17 protein-coding genes are annotated in these 26,180 nt (G+C 68.0%); 6 read left to right on the forward strand and 11 right to left on the reverse strand.

From position 1 onward, the window contains the following. Nucleotides 1–14 precede the first annotated feature (14 nt). From ABLE38_RS07075 to ABLE38_RS07090, 4 genes are read right to left on the reverse strand one after another with little or no spacing between them, the layout of a single operon-like run. Nucleotides 15–1,619, reverse strand: coding sequence for a sulfatase (locus tag ABLE38_RS07075; RefSeq protein ID WP_348973452.1), 1,605 nt, complete (start codon nt 1,617–1,619; stop codon nt 15–17). Further along, complete coding sequence (locus ABLE38_RS07080) at nt 1,616–3,106, reverse strand: sulfatase (protein WP_348973453.1); 1,491 nt, start codon at nt 3,104–3,106, stop codon at nt 1,616–1,618. Before ABLE38_RS07080 ends, ABLE38_RS07075 begins: the two co-directional genes overlap by 4 nt. A gap of 60 nt (nt 3,107–3,166) precedes the next feature. Next, complete coding sequence (locus ABLE38_RS07085) at nt 3,167–5,143, reverse strand: sugar-binding domain-containing protein (protein WP_348973454.1); 1,977 nt, start codon at nt 5,141–5,143, stop codon at nt 3,167–3,169. Between the two features lie 47 nt (nt 5,144–5,190). Further along, the gene (locus tag ABLE38_RS07090; RefSeq protein WP_348973455.1) at nt 5,191–7,884 is read right to left on the reverse strand and encodes a TonB-dependent receptor; all 2,694 of its coding nucleotides are present in this window, start codon (nt 7,882–7,884) and stop codon (nt 5,191–5,193) included. Between the two features lie 374 nt (nt 7,885–8,258). Between ABLE38_RS07090 and ABLE38_RS07095 the strand changes: the two genes are divergently transcribed. Further along, entirely contained in the window at nt 8,259–9,482 is a 1,224-nt protein-coding gene (locus ABLE38_RS07095) for an ROK family transcriptional regulator (RefSeq protein ID WP_348973456.1), read from the forward strand. A 3-nt stretch (nt 9,483–9,485) separates the two neighbouring features. Here ABLE38_RS07095 and ABLE38_RS07100 read toward each other — a convergent pair whose 3' ends face one another. Both ABLE38_RS07100 and ABLE38_RS07105 read right to left on the reverse strand, forming a co-directional pair. Beyond that, nucleotides 9,486–10,214 (reverse strand): FadR/GntR family transcriptional regulator, encoded by a 729-nt coding sequence (locus tag ABLE38_RS07100; protein ID WP_348973457.1) that lies wholly within the window; start codon nt 10,212–10,214, stop codon nt 9,486–9,488. Between the two features lie 15 nt (nt 10,215–10,229). Further along, entirely contained in the window at nt 10,230–11,387 is a 1,158-nt protein-coding gene (locus tag ABLE38_RS07105; RefSeq protein ID WP_348973458.1) for a glycoside hydrolase family 76 protein, read from the reverse strand. A 158-nt stretch (nt 11,388–11,545) separates the two neighbouring features. Here ABLE38_RS07105 and ABLE38_RS07110 point away from each other — a divergent pair, with 158 nt between their 5' ends. The 3 genes from ABLE38_RS07110 to ABLE38_RS07120 are packed head-to-tail and all read left to right on the forward strand — an operon-like array spanning nt 11,546 to nt 15,214. Then, on the forward strand, nt 11,546–12,964 hold the full coding sequence (locus tag ABLE38_RS07110; RefSeq protein WP_348973459.1) for a glycoside hydrolase family 125 protein: 1,419 nt from the start codon (nt 11,546–11,548) through the stop codon (nt 12,962–12,964). A 32-nt stretch (nt 12,965–12,996) separates the two neighbouring features. Next, entirely contained in the window at nt 12,997–14,295 is a 1,299-nt protein-coding gene (locus tag ABLE38_RS07115; RefSeq protein WP_348973460.1) for a sugar porter family MFS transporter, read from the forward strand. 19 nt (nt 14,296–14,314) lie between these two features. Continuing rightward, on the forward strand, nt 14,315–15,214 hold the full coding sequence (locus tag ABLE38_RS07120; protein WP_348973461.1) for an ROK family protein: 900 nt from the start codon (nt 14,315–14,317) through the stop codon (nt 15,212–15,214). 54 nt (nt 15,215–15,268) lie between these two features. On the opposite strand, the gene ABLE38_RS07125 is transcribed toward ABLE38_RS07120, so the two are convergent. Beyond that, nucleotides 15,269–17,068: an arylsulfatase gene (locus tag ABLE38_RS07125; RefSeq protein ID WP_348973462.1), complete on the reverse strand. Its 1,800-nt coding sequence runs from the start codon at nt 17,066–17,068 to the stop codon at nt 15,269–15,271. A gap of 138 nt (nt 17,069–17,206) precedes the next feature. Here ABLE38_RS07125 and ABLE38_RS07130 point away from each other — a divergent pair, with 138 nt between their 5' ends. Next, nucleotides 17,207–18,667 (forward strand): arylsulfatase, encoded by a 1,461-nt coding sequence (locus ABLE38_RS07130; protein ID WP_348973463.1) that lies wholly within the window; start codon nt 17,207–17,209, stop codon nt 18,665–18,667. Nucleotides 18,668–18,860: 193 nt separating this feature from the next. On the opposite strand, the gene ABLE38_RS07135 is transcribed toward ABLE38_RS07130, so the two are convergent. The 4 genes from ABLE38_RS07135 to ABLE38_RS07150 form a co-directional block, all read right to left on the reverse strand. Further along, nucleotides 18,861–19,769 carry a formylglycine-generating enzyme family protein gene (locus ABLE38_RS07135; protein ID WP_348974460.1) on the reverse strand — a complete coding sequence of 303 codons (909 nt, stop codon included), beginning with the start codon at nt 19,767–19,769 and terminating at the stop codon, nt 18,861–18,863. Between the two features lie 85 nt (nt 19,770–19,854). Then, nucleotides 19,855–21,825 carry a sugar-binding domain-containing protein gene (locus tag ABLE38_RS07140; RefSeq protein WP_348973464.1) on the reverse strand — a complete coding sequence of 657 codons (1,971 nt, stop codon included), beginning with the start codon at nt 21,823–21,825 and terminating at the stop codon, nt 19,855–19,857. A gap of 17 nt (nt 21,826–21,842) precedes the next feature. Then, nucleotides 21,843–23,603 (reverse strand): arylsulfatase, encoded by a 1,761-nt coding sequence (locus ABLE38_RS07145; protein WP_348973465.1) that lies wholly within the window; start codon nt 23,601–23,603, stop codon nt 21,843–21,845. A gap of 43 nt (nt 23,604–23,646) precedes the next feature. Continuing rightward, a complete protein-coding gene (locus tag ABLE38_RS07150) occupies nt 23,647–25,134 on the reverse strand; it encodes a sulfatase (protein ID WP_348973466.1) in 1,488 nt (495 codons plus the stop codon). Between the two features lie 209 nt (nt 25,135–25,343). Between ABLE38_RS07150 and ABLE38_RS07155 the strand changes: the two genes are divergently transcribed. After that, the gene (locus tag ABLE38_RS07155; RefSeq protein WP_348973467.1) at nt 25,344–26,123 is read left to right on the forward strand and encodes a DUF4198 domain-containing protein; all 780 of its coding nucleotides are present in this window, start codon (nt 25,344–25,346) and stop codon (nt 26,121–26,123) included. The last annotated feature ends 57 nt before the right edge of the window (nt 26,124–26,180 follow it).

The following is a 26,180-nucleotide window of genomic DNA, read 5'->3' on the forward strand; positions in this document are numbered from 1 at the left end:
CGACCGGACTCCCCCTACTCGGCCAGTGCCCCGGCGGCGCGGCGGCCGCGGCGGCGACGGCGGCGGCCTTCGGGCGGCGCGTCGGCAGCGGGGGCAGGCTCAGCGCCGGGCGCAGCCGCGGAAGGGGCATCGGACCCCTCGCCTTCGCCGGCACCCTTGCGCCCGGTCTGCACCACCACCGGCTTGCCGCCGGCGATCATCGTGCGGACATTGTCGAGCTGCGGATCCTTGGTGCGCACCATCTCGGCGAGCAGCGCGTCGCGCATGTGGGCGATCCGCGCGGCATGCTCGGGCGCGTCGATCAGATTGACGCGCTGGCCCGGATCGGCCTGCTTGTCGTAGAAGGAGATCGGGATGCCGAAATGGCATTGCCGCGCGCGCTCGGCGATCCGCGGATCGCTCTCGCCGGCGCGGACCAGCGCCTTGAAGGTGAGCCCGGTGAGCGAATCCACCGCCAGCTTGCGCTCGCCGTCCGACCAGATCTGGTAGATCAGCGCATAGCGGTGGTCCTGGATCGTGCGCACCGGGAAGAGCAGCCCGTTCGACACGCCGTTGACATAGGTGACGACGAACTCGGGATCGGCGACCTTCTCGCCCCGCATCCGCGGCAGCCACGACTTGCCGTCGATCCCCCTGGGCACCGGCATGCCGAGCAGCTCGAGGATGGTCGGCATGATGTCGACGTTGCAGCACAGATTCTCGAAGCGCTGCGGCTTGCCCATGCCGGGATAGTGGAGCAGCGCCGGCACGCGCGTGCCATGCTCGTAGCCGGTCGCCTTGGAGAAGGGGAAGGGCATGCCGTGATCGTTGCAGAACAGCACGATCGTGTTGGCTTCCTCACCGGTCTCCCTGAGCGCCTTGAGGATCTGGCCGATCGCGATGTCGGCGCGCTGGACGCTGTTCCAATATTGCGAGAGCTCGGTGCGGATCTCGGGCAGGTCCTCGAGGAAGGGCGGCACCTCGACATCGGCCGGGCCGAGCTCGCGCGGAATCTTGAACGGGCCCTGGTTGTTGTTGTCCTTCTTGAGGCCGCCGGGGCTGCCGTAGAACGGACGGTGCGGATCGTTGACGTTGCAGTTGATGAAGAAGGGCGCGCCCTTCGCCTTGGCGTTGCCGACGGCGCGGTGGACCTCGGCGGCGTGCGAGAGGACGTTGCGGTCGCTGCCGCCGATCATGTCGTCCCAGGGGAAGGAGCTGCGCGGCTGCATGTGCTCGAGCTTGTGGCTCGCCGCGCTGTACCAGCCCGCCTGGGTGAGGATCGAGCAGAGCGAAGGCGTGCCCTCGTACATCGGATCGAAGCCGCCGGGGCCGTTGCGGTGGGGGACTAGGCCACTCATGAACGCCTCGCGCGAGGGCATGCAGATCGGCGCGGCGCCGCGGCAATTGGCGAAGATATGCGCGCGTTTGGCGAGCGCATCGAGGTTCGGCGTCAACCCGTGCGTATTGCCCATGTAACCGGGCATCGACACGTCCATGTCGTCGACGGTGATGATCAGCACGTTCATCCGCTTCGCCGAAGCGGGCAGCGCCGGCTTGGCCGTGCTCGCCTTGGCCGGCATCACAGCGGCGGCAGCGGCGGCCAGGAAGGTGCCGCCCAGGAACTCGCGCTTGCGCATCATTCGCCATCCTCTCCAGTGGGTGCGCCGGCGCCGCGCTTGTTCAGCGGCTCCTCCTGCGCATAGGGGAAATGCCCCTTGGTCGCGTCCTTGGGCATCGCGACGTGGTTCAGGTCCTCGCCCTGGCTGACCATCCACGCCTCGAGCCGGGTCCGCAGCTCCTTCTCGGTCGCGGCATAGGCCGGCCGGCCGGCGAGATTGTCCAGCTCGTACGGGTCCTTCTGCAGGTCGTAGAGCTCGACCGGCTTGCGGTGCTGGAAATGGTCGACCACCGCCGCCGCCCTGGGATCGGTCTTCGCCGCCGCGAGCCAGGACAGCCAATAGGCGTTGTCGCGCTTCTGGGTGTTCTCGCTGATCGCGTTCCTGAACTCGATCTCGGGATGATAGTTGACGATCAGCTTGTACTTGTCGGTGCGGATCGTGCGCATCGGCGCGATGTTGGTGCCGTCGCCGGTGTGCGTGGCATAGACCGAATCGCGGACGCGCGCCGCCTTGCCGGTGAGCAGCGGCACCAGGCTCTTGCCGTCGATCCCGGCGGGCGCCGGACCGCCGGCGACTTCTTCCATCGTCGGCAGCAGGTCGACCAGCGAGACCAGCGCATCGCTGCGCTTGCCCGCCGCGACATGGCCCGGCCACACCGCGAGCAGCGGGGTGGCGATGCCGGCGTCGTAGAGGTTCCACTTGGCGAAGGGGAACTGCGCGCCCTGGTCGGCGGTGAACAGGAACAGCGTGTTCTTCGGATCGCCATACTTCGCCATCGACCTGCGCACCGCGCCCAGCTCGGTATCGGCCAGCGTCACCTTGGTGAGGTAGCGGGTGCGCGCCTCGCGTAGCTCGGGCGTGTCGTAGAGATAGGGCGGCACGCTGAGCTTCCTGGCGTCATAGCCCTGATTGTCGGGCCAGGGCACGTGCGAGGCGAAGCTCGCCACGATCAGCGCGATCGGCTTCGAGCGGTCGCGCGTCGCCAGCAGCCGATCGATCGGGCCGGTCTGCAGCTTGCCGTTCAGCCCCTTGCCGATCACCGACTCGGGGAAATATTCGAAGGGGAAGTTGGCGCGCTCGCCGAAATCGGTCTTGCCCGCGATCACCACGCGGTAGCCGAGCTTCTGGAGGTACATCGGCAGCGTCTCGATGCCGTCATGCACCGCGCTGTGATTGGCGTGCGCGCCGTGGCGGATCGGATAGTCGCCGGTGAGGATCGACGAGCGCGACACGGTGCAGGTCGGCGAGGAGGCGAAGGCGCGGTCGAAGCGCATGCCCTCGCGCGCCATCGCATCCATGTTGGGCGTGCGCGCATCGGGGCTGCCATAGGCGCCGACATCCTCGCGGCTGAGATCGTCGGCGATGAACAGCACGATATCGGGCTGGCGCGCGCCCTTGGCGGGTGCCGACTGGGCCTGCGCCGCGCCGGCCATGACCGTGCCCGCGGCCACCAATGCCGTCGCCGCGAGCAGCCGCGCGGCCCCGCCGATCGAACGCATGCGCTTCATCCCTCTACTCCCTAAGTTACTGTTTTCATTGTCGAGGCCTGCGCTAGCCCGAACTTGTCGCTAATCTTTGTCAAACAGCGGGGCGTGGATCTTTTTGAAGGTTTCCGCCGGCAATTTGCTGACCTCGCGGTCATAGGTGAGCAGCCCGTTGATCTCGCCCTCGACATCGGTGGTCTGGGTGTAGACCGCCGCGCTCAGCCCGACCGCCTTGGCCTGGCGGATCACCTCGGCATATTTGCGCCGATAGCGCGCCTCGTAGTCGGCGGCGTCCTTGGCGCCCTGGTATCCCCAGCTGCGCTTGTCGCCGCCGAACCAGAGATGCCCCTCGACCGGCAGGCCGATGCCGCCGAACTCGCCGATCACGATCGCGCGCTTGCCATTGGCGGCCGGCACGCGCGGCACGTCTTCATAGGTGTGGATGTCGAACAGGTCCGAGCCGGCATCGCCGGTATCCATCCAGCCGCTTACCTTGTTGACCACGCGGCTGGGATCGAGATCCTTGACCATCTTCGCCAGCCGGGTCGAGGCGTACTGCCCCCAGCCCTCGTTGTTGACCACCCAGGTGACGATCGCGGGGTGGTTGCGCAGCTCGGCGATCATCCGGGTGAGCTCATATTCGAACTCGTTGGTGACATCCTGCGGCATCGTCGCTTCCTGCTGCGACTTCTCGCGCAGGAACTGGTCGTGGAGATCGTCCTCCTCGCCCGAGGGCATGTCCTGCCAGATCAGGATGCCCTGGCGATCCGCCTCGTAATAATATCGGGCGGGCTCGACCTTGATGTGCTTGCGCAGCATGTTGAAGCCGGCGCTCTTGAGATAGCCGATCTCCCAGCGGATCGCCTCTTCGGACGGCGGCGTCAGCAGCCCGTCAGGCCACCAGCCCTGGTCGAGCGTGCCGTTCTGGAAGAGCGGCTTGTTGTTGAGCAGCATCTGCGGCTGGCCGGCGATCCGGCCAGGGCCGATCGAGCTCTTGCGCATCGCGAAATAGCTGTCGACCGTGTCGCTCGCCGGGCCGGCCACCGCGGCGGCCGCATAGCGCGCGCTTTCCGCCGGGGTCTGCAGCTCCTGCCAGCGCTCGCGCTTCGCTCCCTGCTGGCCTTCGGGCGCCTTGTACGGGTTCGCCACCTTCACCAGCTCGACCTTGAGATCGTAGAGGAAGGGATCGTCGGGCGACCAGAGATGCGCGTTCGGGATCGCAAGCGCCGCCGGGCGATTGGCGCGGGCGATGGTGGTCGCCACCGCCTTGCCCTTGCTCGACGCGGTGATCCGCACGGCATCGTCGTCGCCGGCGCTGTGGTTGAGCGCGACGGCGACGGCGAGCACGCCCTTGTCGATATCGGGCGTGATCTTCATGTCCTGGATGCGCAGCCGCGGCACCGGCTCGAGCCACACCGTCTGCCAGATGCCGCTGACCGGCGTGTACCAGATCGACTTGGGATCGAGCTGCTGCTTGCCGCGCGGCTGCATGCCGGTCGAGGTCGGGTCGAGCACCTGGACCTCGACGCTGTTGGCGCCGGGCTTCAGATAGTCGGTGACGTCGAATTCGAAGGCGTCCGAGCCGCCGCGGTGCGAGCCGACCAGGCTGCCGTTGACGAAGACATGCGATTCATAATCGACCGCGCCGAAATGGAGCAGCACGTCCTGTCCCCGCCAATCGGTGGGCAGCGTGAAGCTGCGGCGGTACCAGATCCGGTCCTCGGGCCCGACATGGCGCGCCACGCCCGACAGCTTGGCCTCGACCGCGAAGGGGACGAGGATCTTGCCGTCCATCGCATCGGGGCGCGGATCGGCCTTGGGCCGGATCGCATAGTCCCATTGGCCGTTGAGATTGAGCCATTTGCCGCGCTGCATCTGCGGGCGCGGATAGCTGCGCCAGGCATTGTCGGGCGTCACACCCCTGCCCCAGCGCGTCATCAGGTCGCTGGTATAGACATGGCCGGGGGCCGGCGGCGTGGCCGGCGCGCGCTGGGCCAGGCCCGGCTCGGCGGCAACCAGGGCGATCAGCGCCGCGGCGCATCCGAGCAGGGTCCTGTTCAACGCTTCACTCCATCCTCGGGCGAGCCGCCGGCCCGCCTTTTCCTTGGTCAGAACTGGGCCCGCACGCCGAGCGTGAACTGGCGGCCCGAATAGATCACGTTGCGCGGGATGCCATAGGCGTCCGGGAAGCGCGCATCGACCTGGGTCGAGTAGATATGCGTCTTGGTGAGGTTGCGGATCGAGCCGATCAGGCGCAGCCCGCGCTGCAGCGTGATGCTCGTCGTCGCATCGAGCGTGCCGCCCGGACGGCTCTGATAACCGTTCGAATTCTCGCGCATGTAGGGCGAGTAATAGCGATAGGCGAAACGCAGATCGAAGCCGCGGCTCGAATAATAGAGCTGGCCGTTGATCGTTTCCTTGGTGAAGTTGTTCGGCGTCAGGTAGATCCGACCGCCATTGGTGGTCTGATAGTCCTGCGTCGCATCGGTCCAGTTGTGCGAATAGTCGAACCGCACGCCGAGGTTGCGCAGCACGCCGGGCAGGAAGTCGAAATCGCGGCGTGCGATCACCTCGACGCCGTAGAAGTGGCGCACCGTCGGGTCGTTGACGCTGGTGGTGAAGGTCACCGGGATCGTCGAGCCGTCGGGCAGTTGCAGATCGCCGTCGAGCGAGCCGTCGGTGATGAAGTTGTCGACCTGCTTGTAGAAGCCCTGAACCGCGAACGACGTCGCCTTGTTCGGGTACCATTCGACGCTGAGATCGACGTTCTTCGACGTGTAGGGCTTGAGATCGGGATTGCCGCGCGTAACGGTGCTGCCGGCAGTGACCTTGGTGAAGTCGATCGCCGAGCCGATGCGCACCGCCGAGAAGATCGGGCGCGACACGGTCTTGCTCAGCGAGAAGCGGCCGATCAGCGTGCGGGTGAACGCATAGCGCAGGTTGAGCGAGGGCAGCCAGAAATCATAGCTGTGCGCGACCTGCTCGGGGACCGGCGTCGCCGTGGCGTTGACCAGCGCGAAGCCGTCCACCGTCACATCGGTCTTGAACCAGCGCACGCCGATATTGCCCTTGAGCGGGCCGGCATCGATGTTCGCCTGATAATAGGCCGCATAGGTGTCCTCGGTGACGGTGGAGTCGCCGCGGACGTCGTTCACCGGCATCGAATTATATGCCGCCACCGCGCTGTTTTCGAAGGCGCGCAGCTTGTTGAGGTCGAAGATCGGCACCGTGCCCGCGCTCGCGCCGCCGAGCCACTGCGCCGCATCCGACAGCGGCCGGGGCCGGCTGATCAGATAGCTCGCGTCGAGCGCCGGATTGGTGGCGAGGCCGCCGAAGGTATAGGCGTTGCCGTCCGGCTGGTTGTCCTTGACGCGGTTGTCCGCGCGGACGCCGAACTCCATCGAGCCGATGAAGCCGAGCGGGCGATCATATTTGAAGTCGAGGCGCCCGGCCTTGGCGGTGTCGGTCAGGTACGGATTGTTCTCGTCGATCTCGGTCAGCATGTAGTCGCTGGGCGACTGGGCGCCGAAATCGAAGATGACGTTGTGCGGATCGGTGGTGTCGTATCCGAACGGCCGGATCTGGGTCGCGGCGGTCGGCTTGGGATAGTTGGTCGGCCGCGTCTTGATGATCGCGCTGGCATTGTGGCCGCTCACCTTGGCCCGTGCCCAGGAAAGATCGAGCACGGCCTGGAGCGGGCCGCCATTGTCCCATTTCAGGTTGAAGCCGCCCTGGATCTGCTGGCTCCGCTGCTCCGAGATGTTGACCGTTTCCTGGTAGAGCGTGGTGTAGCCCACATATTTGCGGACCAGGCTGTCCTGCGAGACGACGCTGGTCGGCGGGGTGGCGACCGTGTCGTTGGTCGTCGCGATGAAGTTGATCGGCGAGCTCTGGCCGCCATTCGAGATATAATAGCCGTCGAGCGTCGCGGTGAGCGATGAGGCCGGGCGCCACTGCACCGTGGCGATCACCGAATCGCGCACCTGCGTGCCCGAGCCCATGTTGATGCCGGCATTGCCCGCGACGATGTCGAGCTGCTTGTCGCCATCGGCGTCGAGCCCGGTGCGGGTGCGCGGGTTGACCAGCTGGGTCGAGGGCGCGGCATTGGTCTGGCGGACATGCGCATAGCTGACCGCGACGCCGAAATTGTCGGCGAGGTGGCCGACATAGCTCGCCTCGGTCCGGTAGCCCCAGGGCTTGAAGCCATAGACGTCCTTGAGCGCACGGGCGACGTCGTCGGTCATCCCGCGGGCGACCAAGGTGAAGCCGCTGCGGCGCGTCTCGAGCGGGTGGATCGATTCGAGGCCGATCGTGCCGCCCAGGCCGCCTTCGATCGTGCCGGCGTCCGAGGTCTTCTGGACATAGGCGCGCGCGACGCCCTCGGTCGGCAGGTCGCCCAGGTCGAGACGGCGGCTGTCGAGCCGGGTCGAGGGCAGGATGCGGCCGTTATAGGTGGTGTTGGCGAGATCGGGGCCGAGGCCGCGGACCGAGACTTCGCTGAAGCCGTTCTCGTCGTCGTTCGCGGTCAGGCCGGGGATGCGGACGAGCGAGTCGGCGATCGATTCATCGGGTAGCGCGCCGATATCGTCGGCGCTGATGCCGTCGACCAGCACATCGGAATCGCGCTTGAACTTCTCGGCATTCTCGAGCGAGCCGCGGGTGCCGGTGACGATGATATTCTCGTCGCGCCTGGTGTCCGGCTCGGACTGCCCCGCTGCGTCCTGCGCATGGGCGGAATGCGCCGCGAGCGCCAGCGACGAGGCGGCAAGCAACGCGCTCGCACGGATAAATGCTTTCGCCATTCTCTCTCCCCTTTGGCCATTTTTCAGTGGCTTGCGCGACTGTCCGCCCCCGAGCGGCATGGCCTACTTATTAAATAAGTTTGTATTATTTAATGAGGTTTATAAGATAAATCCGAGGGTGTCAACGACGGCGGGACGCCGGCGCAACCAGGATCAAAAACCTCTTTGAATCAGCCACATATCTACATTTCCGCCCCCGAATCAGCCGAGTCCAGGCCGACACCTCGGGCGCGCGATATGGCCGGATCGCGCCGAAGTGGCTGGTCATGGACTGGCGCCGATCGGGCGGATTGGGTAGGCAATCCTGGTTTCTGCCCTGCAACAACAACTTGCGGCGCGCGCCTGCGCGCCCGCGCCGAGGTGAACCCAACCGCATGACGATCGCCGCCCCTCGTGACCGCCCCCGCCTCTCGGGCACCAACCTGGAGCGCGCGGCCGATCACAACCAGCGCGTCACGCTGCATGCGATCCGCGTCTCGGGCTCGCTCACCCGCGTCGAGCTGGCCGAGATCACCGGGCTCACCGCGCCGGCGATCGCCAACATCACCAAGCGGCTGCTCCAGGACGGGCTGATCGAGGAAGCCGGCCGGCGCCTCGGCGGGCGCGGCCAGCCGCCGACCAAGCTCGTCATCCGCCGCGACGCCTGCCACGCGATCGGCGTCAACATCGACCGCGACCACATCACGATCGTGCTCGTCGACTTTGCCGGCCAGACGGTGGCGCGCGTCTCGCGCGACATGGACTATGCGCTGCCCGGCGACGTGCGCACGCTCTATCGCCAGTCGATCAAGACGATGCTGCGCCGCGCCGGCGTGTCGATCGAGAGCGTCGTCGGCCTCGGCATCGCGATGCCCGACGACCTCGGCAAGATCGAGCTGCCCGGCCGCCCCCAGGCCTATTCGAGCTGGGAGGACGTCAACCTGGCCGATTTGTTCGCCGAGCCGTTCGCGCTGCCGGTCTTCACCGAGAACGACGCCGCCGCCGCCGCGATGGGCGAGATGCAGCTCGGCCTCGGCCAGCAGTTCAACAGCTTCTTCTACATCCTGATCTCCGCGGGCCTGGGCGGCGGGCTGGTCGTCGACGGCAATTATGTGCGCGGCGCGACCGGGCGCAGCGGCGAGATCGGGCTGATGCGCAGCGCCGGCGCGGACATGCCCGGCGAGCAGGTGCAGACCCTCGTCTCGCTCTCCGCGCTCGCCGACCGGCTCGGCGCGCAGGGCTTCGGGCTCGACGCAGTCAAGGCGGGCGAATGGCCGCCGGCGCTCGCCGCCTGCATCGACACCTGGATCGAGGATGCCGCCGACCGGCTCACCGGACCGCTCGAGGCGGTCAACTGCCTGATCAACCCGGCGACGATCCTGCTCGGCGGGCGGCTGCCGCTGGTCCTGCTCGACCGCCTCGCCGCGCGGATCAACACGCGGGTGCAGGCGGTGGCGGGCTTCCTGCCCACGGTCGCGCCGGTCGCGCGCGCCGCGCTGTCGGACGACGCACCCGCGGTGGGCGCGGCGATCCTGCCGTTCAGCCACTATCTGCTGCCGACCCCGGGCGCGCTGTGGAAGGTGCCGAACGAGGGCCAGAGCGAGCCGCTCGTCGCCTGAGCGTCACGCCGCGCCGGGCAGCTGCTCCAGCGTGCGGATGGTGTGGCCGAGCAGCTGGCGCATCGCCTTGCGCGCGGCATCGGGCTCGTACGCCGCGATCGCTTCATAGACCACGGCATGGCCGACGATGTCGGTCGGCCGCTGCGAGACGCGGTGGACGAAGCGCACCGAGGCGGGCAGCACCGCCGCCAGGATCGCGCGGAACTGGCGGAAGAACGGATTGCGCGAGGCATCGAGCAGCGCGAGGTGGAACGCCACTTCCGCCGCGATCGGATCCTCCTGGCCTAGATCGGCGGCGCGCATCCGCTCGAGCGCGGCGCCGATCGGTGCGATCTCCTCGGGCACCGCGCGCATCGCCGCCAGCTCCGCCGCCTCGGGCTCGATCGCCCGGCGCAGCTCGTTGAACTCGAGCAGCAGCCGCAGCGGCGGCGCGCGATCGACATGCCAGCGCAGCACATCGGTATCGAACAGGTTCCAGCTCTTGTCGGGCAGCACATAGGTGCCGGTCTTGGGGCGGCCGTCGACCAGCCCCTTGGCGCAGAGCATCTTCACGGCTTCGCGCGTCACCGAGCGGCTGACCCCGAACTGCCTGGCGAGCTCGCCCTCGGTGGGGAAGTCCTGGTCGTACTGGCCGGTGACGATCCCGCGCCCGAGCAGTTCGAGCAGGCCATAGGTGAGGTTGCGGCCGAGCTCCGGATGCTCGCTCGCGGTGAGGGGCAGCCCCATGTTCATGCGTGCCGCTCCCGATCAGTAAAGATGGCCATAGTCCTTGGGATCCCATGCGAGCACGGCGAAGATCTGGAGCATCGCACCCTGGTCGATCAGCAGCGTCTCGCCGCGATGCGGAGTGCTCTGCCGGACGAACAGCCCGGTCTGCGAGTCGCGGCCGTCGCGCCACATCCGCCCGGCATAGTCGCGCATCGCATCGCGGTAGCGCGTGCCGCCGGTGACCGATTCGAGCAGCAGCAGGTTCTTGAACCAGATCGCGTTGAACGGCATCGCGTGGCGATCGAGCCGCTTTTCGGTGACGAAATGGGCGAAGCTCGCCTCGGCGATCCGCTCCGCCTCGGCGAGATATTTGGCCTCGCCGGTCGCTTGGAAGAGCAGCACGTTGACGCCGATCGGCACGCCCTGGTTGTAGCTGAACACGCGCGTATCGACGCGGCCCGCGGCATCGAGATGATCGAGATAGAGCCCGTCGGGCCGCTGCAGCGCGTCGTTCGCCCAGCCATAGAAACGCAGCGCATCGTCCAGATAGGCCTTGTCGCCGGTCGCCTGGTAGAGCCGCACGCCGAGCTGCGCGGCGGGCATGTTCGACACGGTGTTGCGATCGCGGTTGCCGGGCTGCTGCGTCCAGAGCAGCCCGCCGGGATGGGGGCGGCCGGGAGTGTCGTCCCAGGCAGCGCGGACCAGCGCGAAGATCGCCTTGGCCAGGTCGAGCGAGGCTGCGTCGCGGTGCAGCCGCCAATGCTGGATCGCGGCGAGCCCCACCCAGTCATTGTCGTCATAATAGAGATCGCCGCCGCGCCCGAGCGGCGGGCCGACGCGCGAGGCGAAGCCAGGCAGCCCGGTGGCGCTGCGATCGATCCAGTAGCGCATCTGCGCCGCGCGGTGCGCCTGCAGCAATGCCGCGAAGCGCGCGCCGCCCGGGACGTTGCTCAGGTCGAGCACACCGATATGCACCTGGGAGAAGGGCCATTCATCGGCATGCGCGCCATCGGGCGAGCGGGCGGGCCAGGCTTCGCGGTAGAGGCCGGTGCCGTCGTCGCTGGCGAAATAGCGGCGCGTCGCCGCGAGCGTTGCCTCGGCACGCGCGAGTTGCACCGCCGCGTCCTCGGCCTGCACGGCACCCGGCACGGCGCGCGCCGGCAGCGCAGATCCCTGCACCGCCCCGCATGCCACCATTGTCGCCAACCAGCCGGCGCGCCGCATCATCCCTCCAGCCAAAGCTTTTATGCTATTGAGCATATAAATCGCCTTGACTTGATCGGGTGACAATACAAAAAATAAATTTCATTAAAGAAAACTGCCGAACGGGGCGGAGGAGAGATGCGATGCGGGGCATGACGCGCAGGGAAATCATGGGCAGCGCCGGCGCGCTGGCCGCCACGGCCGCTGTGCCCAAGGCGCTTGCCGCGCCCGCGTTCGAGACGCGCCGGCCGCCGGTCGGCCAGCGGCATTTCACCAGCCCGGTGGTCGAGGCCGAGATCGCCCGCGTGAAGGCGCGGATCGGCGATGCCAAGCTCGCCTGGATGTTCGAGAATTGCTATCCGAACACGCTCGACACCACCGTCACGCCGGGCATGCTCGGCGGCAAGCCCGACACCTTCGTGATCACCGGCGACATCGACGCGATGTGGCTGCGCGACAGCTCGGCGCAGATCAATCCGTACGTGCACCTGACGCCCAGGGACGCGAGCCTGCGCCAGCTGTTTCGCGGCGTGATCGGGCGGCAGGCGCGCTGCATCCTGATCGATCCCTATGCCAATGCCTTCACCCGCGATCCGACCGCATCGACCAACCATGATGCGGCGAAGCACGACCAGACCGAGATGAAGCCGGGCGTCGCCGAGCGGAAATGGGAGATCGATTCGCTCTGCTATCCGATGCGGCTGGCGCACAGCTACTGGATGGCGACCAGGGACAAGGCGCCGTTCGACGCCGAATGGGCCGAGGCGGTGCGCGTCTCGATCGACACGTTCCGCGTCCAGCAGCGCCTGCACGCGCCCGGCCCCTATCATTTCCAGCGCCGCGCCGACACGCCGACCGAGACGCTGATGCTCAAGGGCTATGGCGCGCCGACGCGCAAGGTCGGGCTGATCCATTCGGGCTTCCGCCCCTCGGACGATGCCTGCACCCTGCCCTTCCTGATCCCGTCGAACCTGTTCGCGGTGAGCGCGCTGCGCAAGATCGCGCTGGTGCTGCGCGAGGCGCGTGGCGACGCGAAGCTCGCCGCCGAGGCGGAGGCGCTTGCCGCGCAAGTCTCTGCCGCGCTGGTCAAGTACGGCCGGCTGCGCGACGAGGCCGGCCAGCCGATCTGGGCGTTCGAGGTCGACGGGTTCGGCGGCGCGCTGTTCATGGACGACGCCAATGTGCCGAGCCTGTGCGGCCTGGCCTATCTCGGCGCGGTGCCGCGCACCGATCCGGTCTGGCGCCGCACCGCCGCGCGCGCGTGGAGCGCGAACAACCCGTTCTTCTTCAAGGGCAAGGCCGCCGAGGGGATCGGCGGTCCGCATGTCGGGCTCGACATGATCTGGCCGATGTCGCTGATTATGCACGCGCTCAACAGTGACGACGACGCGACGATCCGCCGCCTGCTCGTCCAGCTCAAGGCAAGCGAGGCCGGCACCGGCTTCATGCACGAGAGCTTCGACAAGGACGATCCGACCAACTTCACCCGCCCTTGGTTCGCCTGGGCCAATGGCCTGTTCGGCGAGCTGATGCTCGATCTCGCCGCGCGCAAGCCGCACCTGCTCGGCTGAGCGCCAGAGCGCATGGATCGGGGGGATCGGCGATGACGGGGACCTTGTGGCGCGGCGTGATCGTCGGCGCTTTGGCCGGGCTGCTGTTCGGCTTCGACACCGCGGTGATCGCGGGCACCACCGAGGGCCTGCGCCGCGCCTTCGCGCTCGATGCGACCGAGCTCGGCATCACCGTGTCGAGCGCGCTGTGGGGCACGCTGCTCGGGGCGATGTTCGCGGGGCGGCCGGGCGATCGCTACGGCGCGCGCGCCTGCCTGCGCTGGGTCGCCGGCCTCTATCTGCTCTCGGGCCTGGGCTGCTTCCTCGCCCCGAGCTGGGGCGCGCTGATCACCTTCCGCTTCCTGGCCGGCATCGCGGTCGGCGCCTCTTCGGTGCTCGCCCCGGTCTATCTCTCCGAGATCGCCCCACCCGCGCGCCGCGGCGCGCTGGTCGGCGCCTTCCAGTTCAACATCGTGTTCGGCATCCTGATCGCCTATCTCAGCAACTATCTGGTCGGCCTGGCCGGGCTCGGCGCCTATGACTGGCGCGTGAAGTTCGGGATCACCGCGCTCCCCGCCGCGCTGCTGCTCGCCCTGCTCTTCGCGATCCCGCAAAGCCCGCGCTGGCTGGCGCTCAAGGGCCGCCGCACCGAGGCGCTGCTGGTCATGGAGGAGATCGGCGTCGCCGATCCGCAGGCCGAGGTCGATGCGATCGCCGCCGCGGGGGAAAGCGGCAATGCCCGCCTCAGCTGGGCGCGCCACAAGCGGCCGATCCTGCTCGCGGTCGCGGTCGCGATGTTCAACCAGCTCTCGGGGATCAACGCGATCCTCTATTATCTCAACGACATCTTCGCCGCCGCCGGCTTCCACGGCGTTTCGGCCGACAGGCAGGCGATCGCGATCGGCGCGATGAACCTGGTCTTCACCGGCCTCGCGCTGGCGGTGATCGACCGGCTCGGGCGGCGGACGCTGTTGCTGATCGGCGCGGTGGGACTGACGGCGATGCTCGCCGGCGTCGCGGGAATCATGATCACCGGCCTGCACCGCGAGCTGTTGCTCTACCTGCTCGCCGGCTTCATCGCCTTCTTCGCCTTTTCGCAGGGCGCGGTGATCTGGGTGTACATCGCCGAGGTCTTCCCGACCGAGGTGCGCGCCCGCGGCCAGGCGCTCGGCGCCGGCACGCACTGGCTGATGGACGCAGTCATCGCCACCGGCTTCCCGGTGATCGCCGCCCGCTCGGCCGGCGCGCCCTTCGCCTTCTTCGCCGCGATGATGGCGCTGCAGTTCGCCGTCGTCGCGCTGTTCTTTCCCGAGACCAAGCGGCTGCCGCTCGACCGGCAAATCCCTGAATGACTGGAGTTGAAGAATAGGCATGATTCAGATCGGGGTGGATTTCGGAGGTACCAAGATCGAGGCGGCGGCGCTGGATGCCAGCGGGCGCTTCCTCAGCCGCGGGCGCGTGCCCAATCCGGGCAGCTACGATGCGGCGATCGAAGCGGTGCGCGCCCTGATCGCGCGCGCCGAGGACGAGGCGGGCAGCGAAGGCACGATCGGCATCGGCTCGCCCGGCTCGATCAGCCCGCGCACCGGGCTGATGCGCAACGCCAATTCGACCTTCCTCAACGGCCGCTCGTTCCGCGAGGACCTCGAGCGCGCGCTCGGCCGCGAAGTGCGCATGGCGAACGACGCCAATTGCCTGGCGCTTTCCGAAGCGGTGGACGGCGCCGCGGCGGGCGCGCGCGTCGCCTTCGGGCTGATCCTCGGCACCGGCTGCGGCGGCGGGCTCGTCGTCGACGGGCAGATCGTCGAGGGCGCCAACGGGATCGGCGGCGAATGGGGGCATGTGCCGCTGCCCTGGCCTTCGCGCATGGAATATCCCGGCCCCGAATGCTGGTGCGGCCAGAATGGCTGCCTCGAGACCTGGATCTCGGGCTCGGGCCTGCGCCGCGATCACGAAGCGCGCACCGGCGACACGCTCGACGGCGCGGCGATCGTCCAGGCGTTCCGCCGCGGCGACCCGTCCGCCACCGCGACCTTCGAGGCCTATGTCGACCGGCTCGGCCGCGCGATCGCGATGCTCGCCAACATCGTCGACCCCGACGCCTTCGTGCTGGGCGGCGGCATGTCGAATGTCGAGGAGCTGTACGCGCTGCTCCCCGCCGCGGTGCGCCGCCATGCCTTTGCCGACAGCTGGGATGCGCGCATTGTCCAGGCGCGCTGGGGCGACAGCTCGGGGGTGCGCGGCGCCGCGCGGCTCTGGGCCGCGGCATGACCGCGCGCCTGCTCTAGGCAAACGGGGCGGACCGCAGCCCGCCCCGCCCGTCGCTTAGTCCTCCGCCGCCGGAGCCGGCGCGCCGGCCGGCGTGCTGGCCCCTTGGCGCATCTGCCGGCGAAGCTTCTTGCGCGGCTTGTCGGGGCCGCCGCCCTTGCCGTGGCCGGCACCGGCCTCGCCGCCCTCGAGCTTGCCCTTCACCACGCCGCCCGGCTGGCGTTCCGGCCAGGGATCGACGAACGACTTGGCCGCCCACTCCTCATATTGCGCCGCCAATCGCTGCACGACATCGGGATGCGCCGCGGAGAGGTTCTTCGTCTCGGTGCGGTCCTTCGCCATGTCGTAGAGCTCCCACGGAGCGCCCCAGCGCGCGACCAGCTTCCAGTCGCCGTCGCGCACCGCGCGGTTGCCCTCATGCTCCCAGAACAGCGGCTTGCCGCGGGTCAGCTTCGCGCCGCTGAACGCCGGCACCATCGAGCGGCCTTCCATCGGCAGGATGTCATGCCCCTGGAACTGGCTGGGATATTTCGCCCCCGCCAGCTCGAGCACCGTCGGCATCACGTCGATCAGATGCCCCGGCTCGCGCACCAGGCTGCCGTCGAGCCTGGGGTCGATGCCCTTCGGCCAGGAGGCGATCATCGGCGTCGCGATGCCGCCCTCCTCGGTATAATGCTTGAAATACTGGAAGGGCGTGTTCTGCAGCGTCGCCCAGTTGAGCCCGACGAACACCATCGACTGCGGTCCGCCCATCGGCGCCTGCCCGCCGGTGCGCCCGTCCGGGCCGCTCTCGGCATTGCCGCCATTGTCGGCCATGAACAGGATCAGCGTGTTGTCGAGCTCGCCCTGCTTCTTCAGGTCCTCGACCAGCGTGCCGACCGCCTTGTCCATCCGCGTGATCGCGGCGGCATAGATCGACATGATCGTGTCGAACCGGTCCTTGTCGGCGGCCGAGAGCTTGTCCCAGTCATAGGCCTCGTCGAGCGGCGCGGAGAGCTTCGCGTCGGGCGCGATGATGCCCATCTTCTTCTGGCGCTCGAGCCGGGCCCGGCGCAGCGGCTCCCAGCCGGCCATGTACTTGCCCTTGAACCTGGCGATGTCCGCCGCCGGCGCCATCACCGGGAAGTGCACCGCGGTGAAGGGCAGATAGAGGAAGAAGGGCTTGTTCTGCGCCTTGGCCTCGCCGACGAACTTGTTGGTCCAGTCGACCAGCAGGTCCGAGGCATACCATTCGCCCTCGCCCACCTCGGGCGAATCGAGCGGCACCTTGCGTCCGTCGATGCGCACCGCGCCCTTGGGCTGGTCGGGGAAATAGGTGCCGCCCGGGAAGTCGAACGCGCGCTGGAAGCCCTTGGATTCGGGCGGCGTGCCGTGCGAGTCGCCGAGATGCCACTTGCCCGCCATGCCGGTGAAATAGCCCGCCGGCTGGAGCACTTGCGCGATCGTCACCGCGCGCTCGTCGATGCGGCCGTGCAGGCCCTTCGACTCGGGCTGCCGGACATTCTCGAGATTGCCCATGCCCGCTTCGTGCGAATAGAGGCCGGTCATCAGCGCCGCGCGCGACGGGCTGCAGCGAGCATTGTTGTAGAATTGGGTGAAGCGGATGCCGTGCGCGGCGAGCTTGTCGAGGTTCGGCGTCGGGATCTCGCTGCCATAGGGCCCGATGTCCGAGAAACCCATGTCGTCGACCAGGATGACGATCACGTTCGGGCGCCGCGCCTGCTGCACCGGCGCCGCCGGCGGCGCGCTGGCGCCCTTGTCGCCCGGGCCCTGCGCCAATGCCGGGCCGGCCAGCAATGCGAGTGCGGTGACGCCCAGCAGCCCGCGACGGAACGCGCTGCGCCTGTTCTTGCTCATACCCTCTTCCCTCTTGCGATCGCTGTGGATCCGTTGTGCCAAGGCTTACCGGCTTTACAGCGCACCCTCAATTAAATAAGATAAATAGTAATAAGAAATGTGTCGCAAATTGTATCAGCGGCGCGGGGAGTGGATGGCATGTCGATCGGACGTCGCGACTTCTTTTTGGGCGCACTCGGCAGCCTTTCCGCGCTCGCCGCTGCACAGGCACTGGCAAAGGGCGGCAAGCGGCCCAATTTCGTCTTCATCCTCGCCGACGACATGGGCTGGGGCGATCCCACCGTCTTCAATCCCCAGTCCGGCGCGGCCACGCCGAACATCGACGGGCTGGCGAAGCAGGGCATGCGCTTCACCGACATGCACAGCTCCTCGGCAGTGTGCACCCCCAGCCGCTATTCGATCCTCACCGGCCGCTATTGCTGGCGCTCCGAGCTCAAGAAGGGCGTGACCGGCGGCTTCGATCCCTCGCTGATCGAGAAGGACCGGCTCACCGTCGCGGGCATGCTCAAGCGAGCGGGCTATTACACCGCCGGCGTCGGCAAATGGCATCTCGGGCTCGGCGACACCAAGCCGGTCGACTTCGCCCGGCCCTTCCACCCCGCACCGACCGATCACGGCTTCGACTATTATTTCGGCATCCCCGCCTCGCTCGACATCCCGCCCTATCTCTATTTCGAGAACGACCGCGCGCTCGCCGCGCCGACCGCGCGCACCGAGGGCAGGAAGGAGGGCGGCGTGTTCTGGCGCGCGGGCGAGATGGCGCCGGGCTTCGACTTTCCCGCGGTGGTGCCGACGCTGACCGACAAGGCAGTGCAGGTGCTGGACGACCGCGCCAGGGCGCCCGGCCAGCCCTTCTTCCTCTATTTCCCGCTGCCCTCGCCGCATACGCCCTGGCTGCCGACCGACGAATTCAAGGGCAGCTCCCAGGCCGGGCTCTATGGCGACTATGTCCGCGAGACCGATGCGATGGTCGGGCGCGTGCTCGACGCGCTCGAGAGGAACGGCCAGGCCGAGAACACCGTCGTCGTCTTCACCAGCGACAATGGCGCGCACTGGAAGCCCGAGGACCAGCGCCAATATCCCAACCACAAGGCCAATGGCGACTGGCGCGGCATGAAGGCCGATGTCTGGGAAGGCGGCCACCGCATTCCCTTCGTGATCCGCTGGCCGGGCCAGGTGGCGCCGGGCAGCGTCTCGAGCGAAACCGCCTCGCTCACCGACTTCATGGCCACCGCCGCGGCGATCGCGGGAGCGACGCTGCCCGACGATGCCGCCGAGGACAGTTTCGACCTCACCCCGGCGCTCCACCGCACCAACAGGAAACCGATCCGCAGCTCGATCATCGATCATTCGATCGACGGCATGTTCACGATCCGGGAGGGCGACTGGAAGCTCGAGCTCGGCCTCGGCTCGGGCGGCTTCTCGCATCCGGCGCGGATCGCACCGGTGCCCGGCGGGCCGCAGGGCCAGCTCTACAACCTGGCGAGCGATCCGGGCGAGCAGACCAACCTCTGGTCCGCGCGTCCGGAGATCGTCGCGCGGCTGACGGGGCTGCTCAAGGCGCAGCAGGACGCGGGGCGGACGCGGCCGCGCACCTGACGACAGGGTTGCAATGTAGGATTTCGCATGGTTCCCTCAGCGCCCGGGTGCCTCTCCCGGCCGCTCTTTCTCATGGCGCCGCCGCGCTGCACGATACTCGAACCGGGTAAATCCGGCTGCCGGAAAGTCACCCCCGCGCACCGCCATGGGCGTTGCGGCCTTTATGACCTTTCGTACCCAGCCTGGGTAAATCCTAGAGCTTCCGCGAGACACAGCGAAAGCCGATATGGCTGGTCGCGCTGTCGATATGCTGGGGGTGGCGCGCCGCCGGGCGGTAGCGCTGGCAATAGTTCACCGCGCACAGATGCGATCCGCCCTTGAGCACGCGGCGGCCGATCCGCGACCCCGGCGCGCCCGCCTCATAGCTGTCGCCGATCGTGGCGCCGCGCGGATTGACCGCCTCGCAGCAGCCCCCCTTGGCGGGCTGGGCAGTGCCATACCAGTCGCGCGTCCATTCCCAGACATTGCCGATCATGTCGAGCAGGCCATAGCCGTTCGCCGGGAAGCTGCCCGTGGCGGTGGTGCGATACTGGTCGTCGGGCTTGAGCGTGGCGAAGGGGAACATGCCCTGCCAGTAATTGGCGAGGATCGCGCCGTCCGGCGCCAGCTCGTCGCCCCAGGCGAATTCCTTGTCGACCAGGCCGCCGCGTGCAGCATACTCCCATTCGGCCTCGGTCGGCAGCGCCTTGCCCGCCCATTTGGCATAGGCATCGGCATCCTCGAACGCGATATGGACGACGGGATGATCCTCCAGGCCTTCGATGCTGCTGCCGGGGCCCGTCGGGTGCCGCCAGTCGGCGCCGGGCACGAAGGCCCACCATTGCGAATGGTCGCCGAGCGGCACCGGATGCGGCGTGCGCTGGAAGACGAGCGAGCCCGGCACCGCAAGGGCCGGGTCCATCCCCGGATAGTCCTTCGGATTGGGCGGGATCTCGGAGAAGGTCCGATAGCCCGTCGCCTCGACGAACGCGGCGAATTGCGCATTGGTGACGGGCGTTTCGTCGATCCAGAAGCTGTCGACGCGCACCTTCCGGAGCGGGCGCTCCTCCTCGTAGAACTGCTCGGAGCCCATGGTGAAGCTGCCGCCCTCGATCAGCTTCATGCCCTCATGCGAAACCTCGCGGGCGGCGGTGCGGGACGCGACCTTCTTCATCGTGCTGCTCCTATCAAGGCCGCGTCCCGTCCGATCAAGGCTTTAGCGGCCTTGCCATCTCGGCGAAGGTCGCCGCCGGCAGCTTCTCGACCTCGCGGTCATAGGTGAGCAGGCCGTTGAGCTCGCCCTCGACATCGGTGGTCTGGGTGTAGACCGAGGCGCTCAGCCCCGCCTCGCGCGCCTGGCGCACCACCTCCTCGAACTTGCGCTTGTAGCGCGCCTGGTAGTCGGCCGTATCGCCTGCGGTCTGGTAGATCTTGTTCGCCCGGTCGGGGAACCAGATATGGCCGGGCACCAGCAGGCCGACGCCGCCATATTCGCCGATTACCAGCGCGCGGCCGCCATGCGGCTCGGGCGTCTTGGGCGTCTCCTCATAGGTGTGGATGTCATACATCGACGAGGCATCGCCCGCGGTATCGAGCCAGCCGCTGGTCGCGTCGACCAGCCGGCTCGGATCCATCGAGCGGACGAGCGTCGCCATGGTCCGCGCGTCATATTGGCCCCAGCCCTCGTTGTTGGTCACCCAGGTGACGATCGAGGGGTGCCCCCGCAGCGTGCCGATGATCCGCGTCGATTCGAGCTGGTACTGCGCCGCCGCTTCGGAGGAGAAGGTCGCCTCGCTGTCGCTGCCGCGGTGGATCGCCTGGTCGGCGAATGCGCCCGAGGGCATGTCCTGCCAGATCAGCATGCCGAGCCGGTCGGCATCGGCATAATATTGCGCCGGCTCGACCTTGATGTGCTTGCGCAGCATGTTGAACCCGGCCTTTTTGAGGAAGACCATGTCGCTCTTCGCCGCTTCTTCCGAAGGCGGGGTGAGCAGCCCGTCGGGCCACCAGCCCTGGTCGAGCACGCCGTTCTGGAAGACGAACTTGTTGTTGAGCAGGATCACCGGCTTGCCGGTCCTGGGATCGGGGCCGAGCGCGACCTTGCGCATGCCGAAATAGCTCGAGACCTTGTCGCCGCCCGCTGCGACGGGCTCCAGCCCGGCATAGAGCTCGGCTTCCTTGTCGCTCGACGGCGCCGGCGCCCGGCCGGTCGGCGCGGCGACCTTCACCAGCTCGGCATCGAGGTCGTAGAGGAACGGGTCCTCGGGCGACCAGAGATGCGCGTTCGGGAGGGCGATGCTGGCGGTGCGGTTGCCGCGGATCAGCCGGGTCGCCACCACCGTGCCCTGGCTGCGCACCGTGAGCCGCACCGCATCGCTGGCGGAGCCGGCGCCGCTCAGCGCCACCGCGACGGAGACACTGCCCTTGTCGATGTCGGGCGTGGCGCGGACTTCCTCGATATGGAAGTCGGGCACCGGCTCGAGCCACACCGTCTGCCAGATGCCGCTGACCGCGGTGTACCAGATGCCGCGCGGCTCCAATGTCTGCTTGCCGCGGGGCTGGTTGCCGTCCGAGGTCGGATCGGCGACCTGGACGACCAGCTCGTTGCTGCCGCCCTTGAGGTAGGGCGTCACGTCGAAGGAAAACGGGTCCGAGCCGCCCTTGTGGCTACCGACCAGCGCGCCATTGACGAACACGCTCGCCTCGAAATCGACCGCGCCGAAGTGGAGCAAGGTGCGCTTGCCGGCCCAGCCCTGCGGCACGGTGAAGCCGCGGCGATACCAGATCCGGTCATCGGGCAGCACCTTGCGCTGCACGCCGGAGAGCTTCGATTCGACCGGGAACGGCACCAGGATCTTGCCGTCCATCCGAGTGGGACGCGGCTTGTCGGCCTTGACCAGCGCATAGTCCCACAGGCCATTCAGGTTCTGCCAGGCCTCGCGGACCAGCTGCGGGCGCGGATAGCTGCGCCAGGCATTGGCCGGAGTCACCGCCCGGCCCCATTTGGTCAGGATCGGGCCGGCATAGGCGGGGCCGCCCCGGGCGGCGGCATCGGGCGCCGTCGCGCCGGCGGTGCCGGTCACCGAGTTTCTCGGCTTGGGCGCGGCGTCCTGGGCGAATGCGGGCGCAGCGGCGGCCAGGGCCAGGGCTGCGGCCCCGGCAAGCAGGTGTCGGATCATGCTCGTGTCCCCTTGGATCAGTCCGAGAAGCTCTCTTCGGCATCGGGTGCGCTGCCGCCGGCGGCGCCCGGCTCGGCGCGCAGCTTGAGGCCGACCGAGGCCGCCCAGCCGAGCCATTCCCTCGCCAGGCGATCGACGATCTCGGGATGCTGGCCGGCGAGGTCCTGCGTCTCGGTGCGGTCGCTCGCCAGGTCGAACAGCGCCCAGTTGCGGTAGTTGTGGGCCTTGCCGCGCGGCGCGAGCGAGACGAGCTTCCACTGCCCGTCGATCACCGCCCGGGCGCCGTAATGCTCGAAAAAGAACGGGCGCGGCGCGGGCAGCTTCCTGCCGGTCAGCGCGCCGGCGAAGGACTTGCCGTCCATCGGCGAGCCCTTTTGCGACGGCGCGATCCCGGCCAGGTCGAGCAGCGTCGGCGTCACGTCGATGATGTGCGTGCCCTGGTCGACGGTCTTGCCCCCGCGGCCCTTCATGCCGGCGGGCCAGCTGATGAAGAAGGGCGTGTGGGTGCCGCCTTGATAGCTCTCGGCCTTCCACCAGTGGAACGGCGTGTTCGCCGCGCTCGCCCAATGCGCGCCGATGCCGGTCTCGTTGAGCTCGGTGCCGATGCCGTCCGGATATTCGCCATAGCCGACCTCGCGCCCGTCGCGCGTCTGGCTCTGCCGGTCGTAACCCGGGCGCGTCATGATCTCCGGCGAGGCGCCGTTGTCGACCAGGAACATCACCACCGTGTTGTCGTATGCGCCGGTGTCCTTGAGCTTCTGGATCACCCGGCCGATGCCCTGGTCCATTACGTCGATCATCGCGGCATGGGTCGCCATCTTGCGGACCTGCGCGCTGCGGTGCTCGGGGGTGAGCGCGTCCCAGGCGGTCCTGGCGTTGGCGGCATAGTCGTCGTCGAGCGGCGGCAACGGGTTGGTCCTGGGATCGACCAGGCCGAGCTTCACCTGGCGCTCGTAGCGGCGCTTGCGCATCGCATCCCAGCCATCCTCGAAGCGCGGCAGATATTTCTGGATGACGTTCTCGGGCGCCATCAACGGCCAGTGCGCCGCGGTATAGGCCAGGTACATCATGAACGGCTTGTCGCCCTTGGCGAGCTTGTCGACCTGCGCCACCGCATGGTCGCTGATCGCGTCGGTCAGGTAGAAGTCCTTGGGCACGTCGCGGACCGGGGTGAAGTTCTCGACCAGCGAGAAGGGGTCGTAATAATCGGCGACGCCCCAGATGATGCCCCAGTGGTAATCGAAGCCGCGCGCCGCCGGATAGGTGCGCTTGTCGCCGAAATCGCGGTCGAAATGGCCCTGGTGGTTGAGCCACTTCATATGCTCGGCGGGCGGGGTGAGCGGCTCGGCGGCGGTGAGGTGCCACTTGCCGATCATGCTGGTGGCATAGCCACCGGCGCGCAGCTGCTCGGCGACGGTCGGCGTCTCGAGCGCCAGGCTGGTACCGTTGCCGGTCATGTTGACGCGGTGCGGATAGCGGCCGGTGAGCAGGCTGGCGCGCGACGGGCAGCAGCGCGACATGTTGTAGAAATTGGTGAAGCTGACCGAGCGCCCGGCGAGCGCGTCGAGGTTGGGCGTATCGACGTCGCCGCCGCACACGCCGAGGTCCGAATAGCCAATATCGTCGCCCATGATGACGATCATGTTGGGCCGGCTGTCGCGGCGCTTGCCCCAGGCGAGCGTGCTGCCCGCGCCGAAGGCCGCCGCGGCCATCGCGCCGAGCGACAGTCCGCCCTTGAGCGCCTGGCGCCGGTTCATCCCCCTGATTTCGTCAGCCATGATTCTCTCCGAACTGGACGCGCCGCGGCGCGCCGAAATGGTCTCAGTCGTCCCCGGCGGCTGGCGCCGGCTGCGCCTTACCCGGCGCGGGCACGCCGTCGATCGGCCCCTCCTCGAAATGCGGCGTGCCGGCAACGGGATGATCGTCCTTCTGCGCCGCCCGCCACGCGGCGAGCCTGGCGCGCAGCCGCTTGAGTACTGGGGCGTAGCGCGGTTCTGTCGCAAGATTGTGCCGCTCCTCGGGATCGGCCTTCACGTCGTACAATTCCTCCGCGGGCCGGTGGAAATAGCGGGTGACGATGTCCTTCGCCGCCGGATCCTTCGCCGCCGCGCGCCGCCAGGAGGGGAAATAGGTGCCCGAATCGACGCGCTGCACCCATTGATCGATATGCGTGGTGTAGGTGTATTCGGGGTGGAGGTTGTTGATGTACTTCCACTGGTCCGTGCGCACACTGCGCATCGGATAGACGTTGACGCTGCCGTCATTGTTGTGGGTGGTGTAGATCTCGCTGCGGCCCTGGAAGCGGACCTTCGTGGTCAGCGCGGCCGCGAAGCTGCGCCCGTCGATATCCGCGGCGGGCTTGCCGCCGGCGAGGTCGACCAGGGTCGGCAGGATATCGACCCAGCTCACCATCGCGTCGGTGCGCGTGTTCGGCACGACATGCCCGCGCCAACGCACGATCATCGGTACGCGCGTGCCAGTGTCGTAGAGGTTCCACTTGCCGAACGGCCACTGCGCGCCGTGATCCGAGGAGAACAGCACGAAGGTGTCCGGCCCGAGCGTGGCATCGACCGCCGCCAGCGTGTCGCCCAGCTCCTGGTCGAGCCGCGAGACCGCGGCATAATAGCGTGCGCGGGCATCGCGGGTGATGTCGGTGTCGACCGTCTTGGGCGGGAGCTTGAGCGCAGCGGGATCATAGCCCTCGGTCGTGGTCGGCCAGGGAACGTGCGGCCAGTTGCTGCCGACGAAGATCGCCAGCGGCTTCGACTTGTCCTTGCGTGCCTTGAGCCAGCGGATCGCCGAAGGAATGCCTTCGGGATCGTGGAAATTGTCGTGCTCGTAGTGATCGAACCCGTACATCCCGGTCTGCCTGTAGTGCGAGACCTTGCCGAACGCGACGACCTCATAGCCCTGGTCGTGGAGATAGGCGGGGAGCTTGCGGACGTCGTCGCGCGGCGCCTGCTGGTTGGCCTCGGCGCCGTTGCGCGCGGGCATCAGGCCGGTGAGCAGCGCCGCGCGGCTGGGCGCGCAGGCGGGCGAGGCGACGAAGGCGCGGTCGAACGACACGCCGTCCTTGGCAAGCTGGGTGATGTTGGGCGTACGCGCATTGCCGTCGCCCCAGGGCGGCACGTCGCGCCCGAGGTCGTCGGCAAGGAAGATGACGAGGTTGGGCCGCGCGGGCGGTGGAGCCGGCTGGTGCTTGCCGCCGGCGACCGCCGGTGCCTGGCCCAACGCGGCCAGCGATGCGCCCGCCAGCGCGAATCGCAGCAGGATACGCGCGACACCAACGCCCTTCGGGAACTGCCCCATTCCGACCTCCTCCTCGTTCGGCCCGCGGGGTTTCCCGAGGGGCGCAGTGCGGCAAGCCGCCCGCGTTATTCTTAAACGAATTTCGTTATTGAGTTTTATAAGATAAATCGGAGGTGGTCAATTCGAGCTTGGTTTCCTTACATTTCGACACAGACTTGCGATTGCGAGTGAATCGCAATAATTAAAATGCAGCAAAAAGAGGGACCGCCATGCGATTTGCCAAACTCATCATCCTCGGCGCGCTGGCACTGGGCACCGCCGCGCAGGCGCACATGCCCTATCTGCTGCCGACGATGTTCGACGTGGGCAAGGGCGATCACGTCACCGTCACCTCATCCTTCGGCGAAGACGCGTTCGTGCCCGAGATCGGCATGAAGGACGCGCCCTTCCACTTCATCCGGCCCGACGGCACCCAGGGCGAAGTCGGCAAGCCGACCTATCTGCGCGACCTCACCATCTTCGAGGCGGACCTCTCGGCCGAGGGCACTTATCGCCTCACCACCGGCCAGCGGCTCGGTCGGATGGGCAAGATGTACCAGGCGGGCGGCCAGTGGATCATCGCCGGGGAGGACGGCGCCCCGCCCGCCGGCGCGCGCACGGTGGACGTGCAGAGCACGACGCTCGCCGAGGCCTATGTCACCCGCGGTGCGCCCAGCGCCGGCGCATTGAAGCCGATCGGCACCGCGCTCGAGGTCCAGCCGCTCACCCATCCGGCGGAGATCGCATCGGGCAGCGACGCGCAGTTCCGCCTGCTCTTCGACGGCAAGCCGCTCGCCAATACCGAAGTCACGCTGTTCCGCGCCGCCGGCAATTACGACGGCAAGAAGATCGCCGCGACGGCCCGTTCGGACGCGCAGGGCAATTTCACGCTGCGTCCCGCCGATGCCGGCCTCTACCTGATCCTCGTCCGCCACCGCACCGAGGCACCGGCCGGCTCGGCGGCGCCCTATCGCAGCTACACCTACACGCTGGCGTTCGACGCGGCCTGAGCGCGCACGGCTCGTCGCCGCACAACCACGATATGCCGCACCAATGGCCCGCCGGTG

The organism is Sphingomonas sp. KR3-1 (assembly GCF_040049295.1).
Taxonomy (GTDB): domain Bacteria; phylum Pseudomonadota; class Alphaproteobacteria; order Sphingomonadales; family Sphingomonadaceae; genus Sphingomonas.

Bases quoted from the DNA above. Each gene is read 5' to 3' on its own strand.
- ABLE38_RS07075 (WP_348973452.1), bottom strand. From the start codon at position 1,619: ATGATGCGCAAGCGCGAGTTCCTGGGCGGCACCTTCCTGGCCGCCGCT.
- ABLE38_RS07080 (WP_348973453.1), bottom strand. From the start codon at position 3,106: ATGAAGCGCATGCGTTCGATCGGCGGGGCCGCGCGGCTGCTCGCGGCG.
- ABLE38_RS07090 (WP_348973455.1), bottom strand. From the start codon at position 7,884: ATGGCGAAAGCATTTATCCGTGCGAGCGCGTTGCTTGCCGCCTCGTCG.
- ABLE38_RS07095 (WP_348973456.1), top strand. From the start codon at position 8,259: ATGACGATCGCCGCCCCTCGTGACCGCCCCCGCCTCTCGGGCACCAAC.
- ABLE38_RS07100 (WP_348973457.1), bottom strand. From the start codon at position 10,214: ATGAACATGGGGCTGCCCCTCACCGCGAGCGAGCATCCGGAGCTCGGC.
- ABLE38_RS07105 (WP_348973458.1), bottom strand. From the start codon at position 11,387: ATGGTGGCATGCGGGGCGGTGCAGGGATCTGCGCTGCCGGCGCGCGCC.
- ABLE38_RS07110 (WP_348973459.1), top strand. From the start codon at position 11,546: ATGACGCGCAGGGAAATCATGGGCAGCGCCGGCGCGCTGGCCGCCACG.
- ABLE38_RS07115 (WP_348973460.1), top strand. From the start codon at position 12,997: ATGACGGGGACCTTGTGGCGCGGCGTGATCGTCGGCGCTTTGGCCGGG.
- ABLE38_RS07120 (WP_348973461.1), top strand. From the start codon at position 14,315: ATGATTCAGATCGGGGTGGATTTCGGAGGTACCAAGATCGAGGCGGCG.
- ABLE38_RS07125 (WP_348973462.1), bottom strand. From the start codon at position 17,068: ATGAGCAAGAACAGGCGCAGCGCGTTCCGTCGCGGGCTGCTGGGCGTC.
- ABLE38_RS07130 (WP_348973463.1), top strand. From the start codon at position 17,207: ATGTCGATCGGACGTCGCGACTTCTTTTTGGGCGCACTCGGCAGCCTT.
- ABLE38_RS07135 (WP_348974460.1), bottom strand. From the start codon at position 19,769: ATGAAGCTGATCGAGGGCGGCAGCTTCACCATGGGCTCCGAGCAGTTC.
- ABLE38_RS07140 (WP_348973464.1), bottom strand. From the start codon at position 21,825: ATGATCCGACACCTGCTTGCCGGGGCCGCAGCCCTGGCCCTGGCCGCC.
- ABLE38_RS07145 (WP_348973465.1), bottom strand. From the start codon at position 23,603: ATGGCTGACGAAATCAGGGGGATGAACCGGCGCCAGGCGCTCAAGGGC.
- ABLE38_RS07150 (WP_348973466.1), bottom strand. From the start codon at position 25,134: ATGGGGCAGTTCCCGAAGGGCGTTGGTGTCGCGCGTATCCTGCTGCGA.
- ABLE38_RS07155 (WP_348973467.1), top strand. From the start codon at position 25,344: ATGCGATTTGCCAAACTCATCATCCTCGGCGCGCTGGCACTGGGCACC.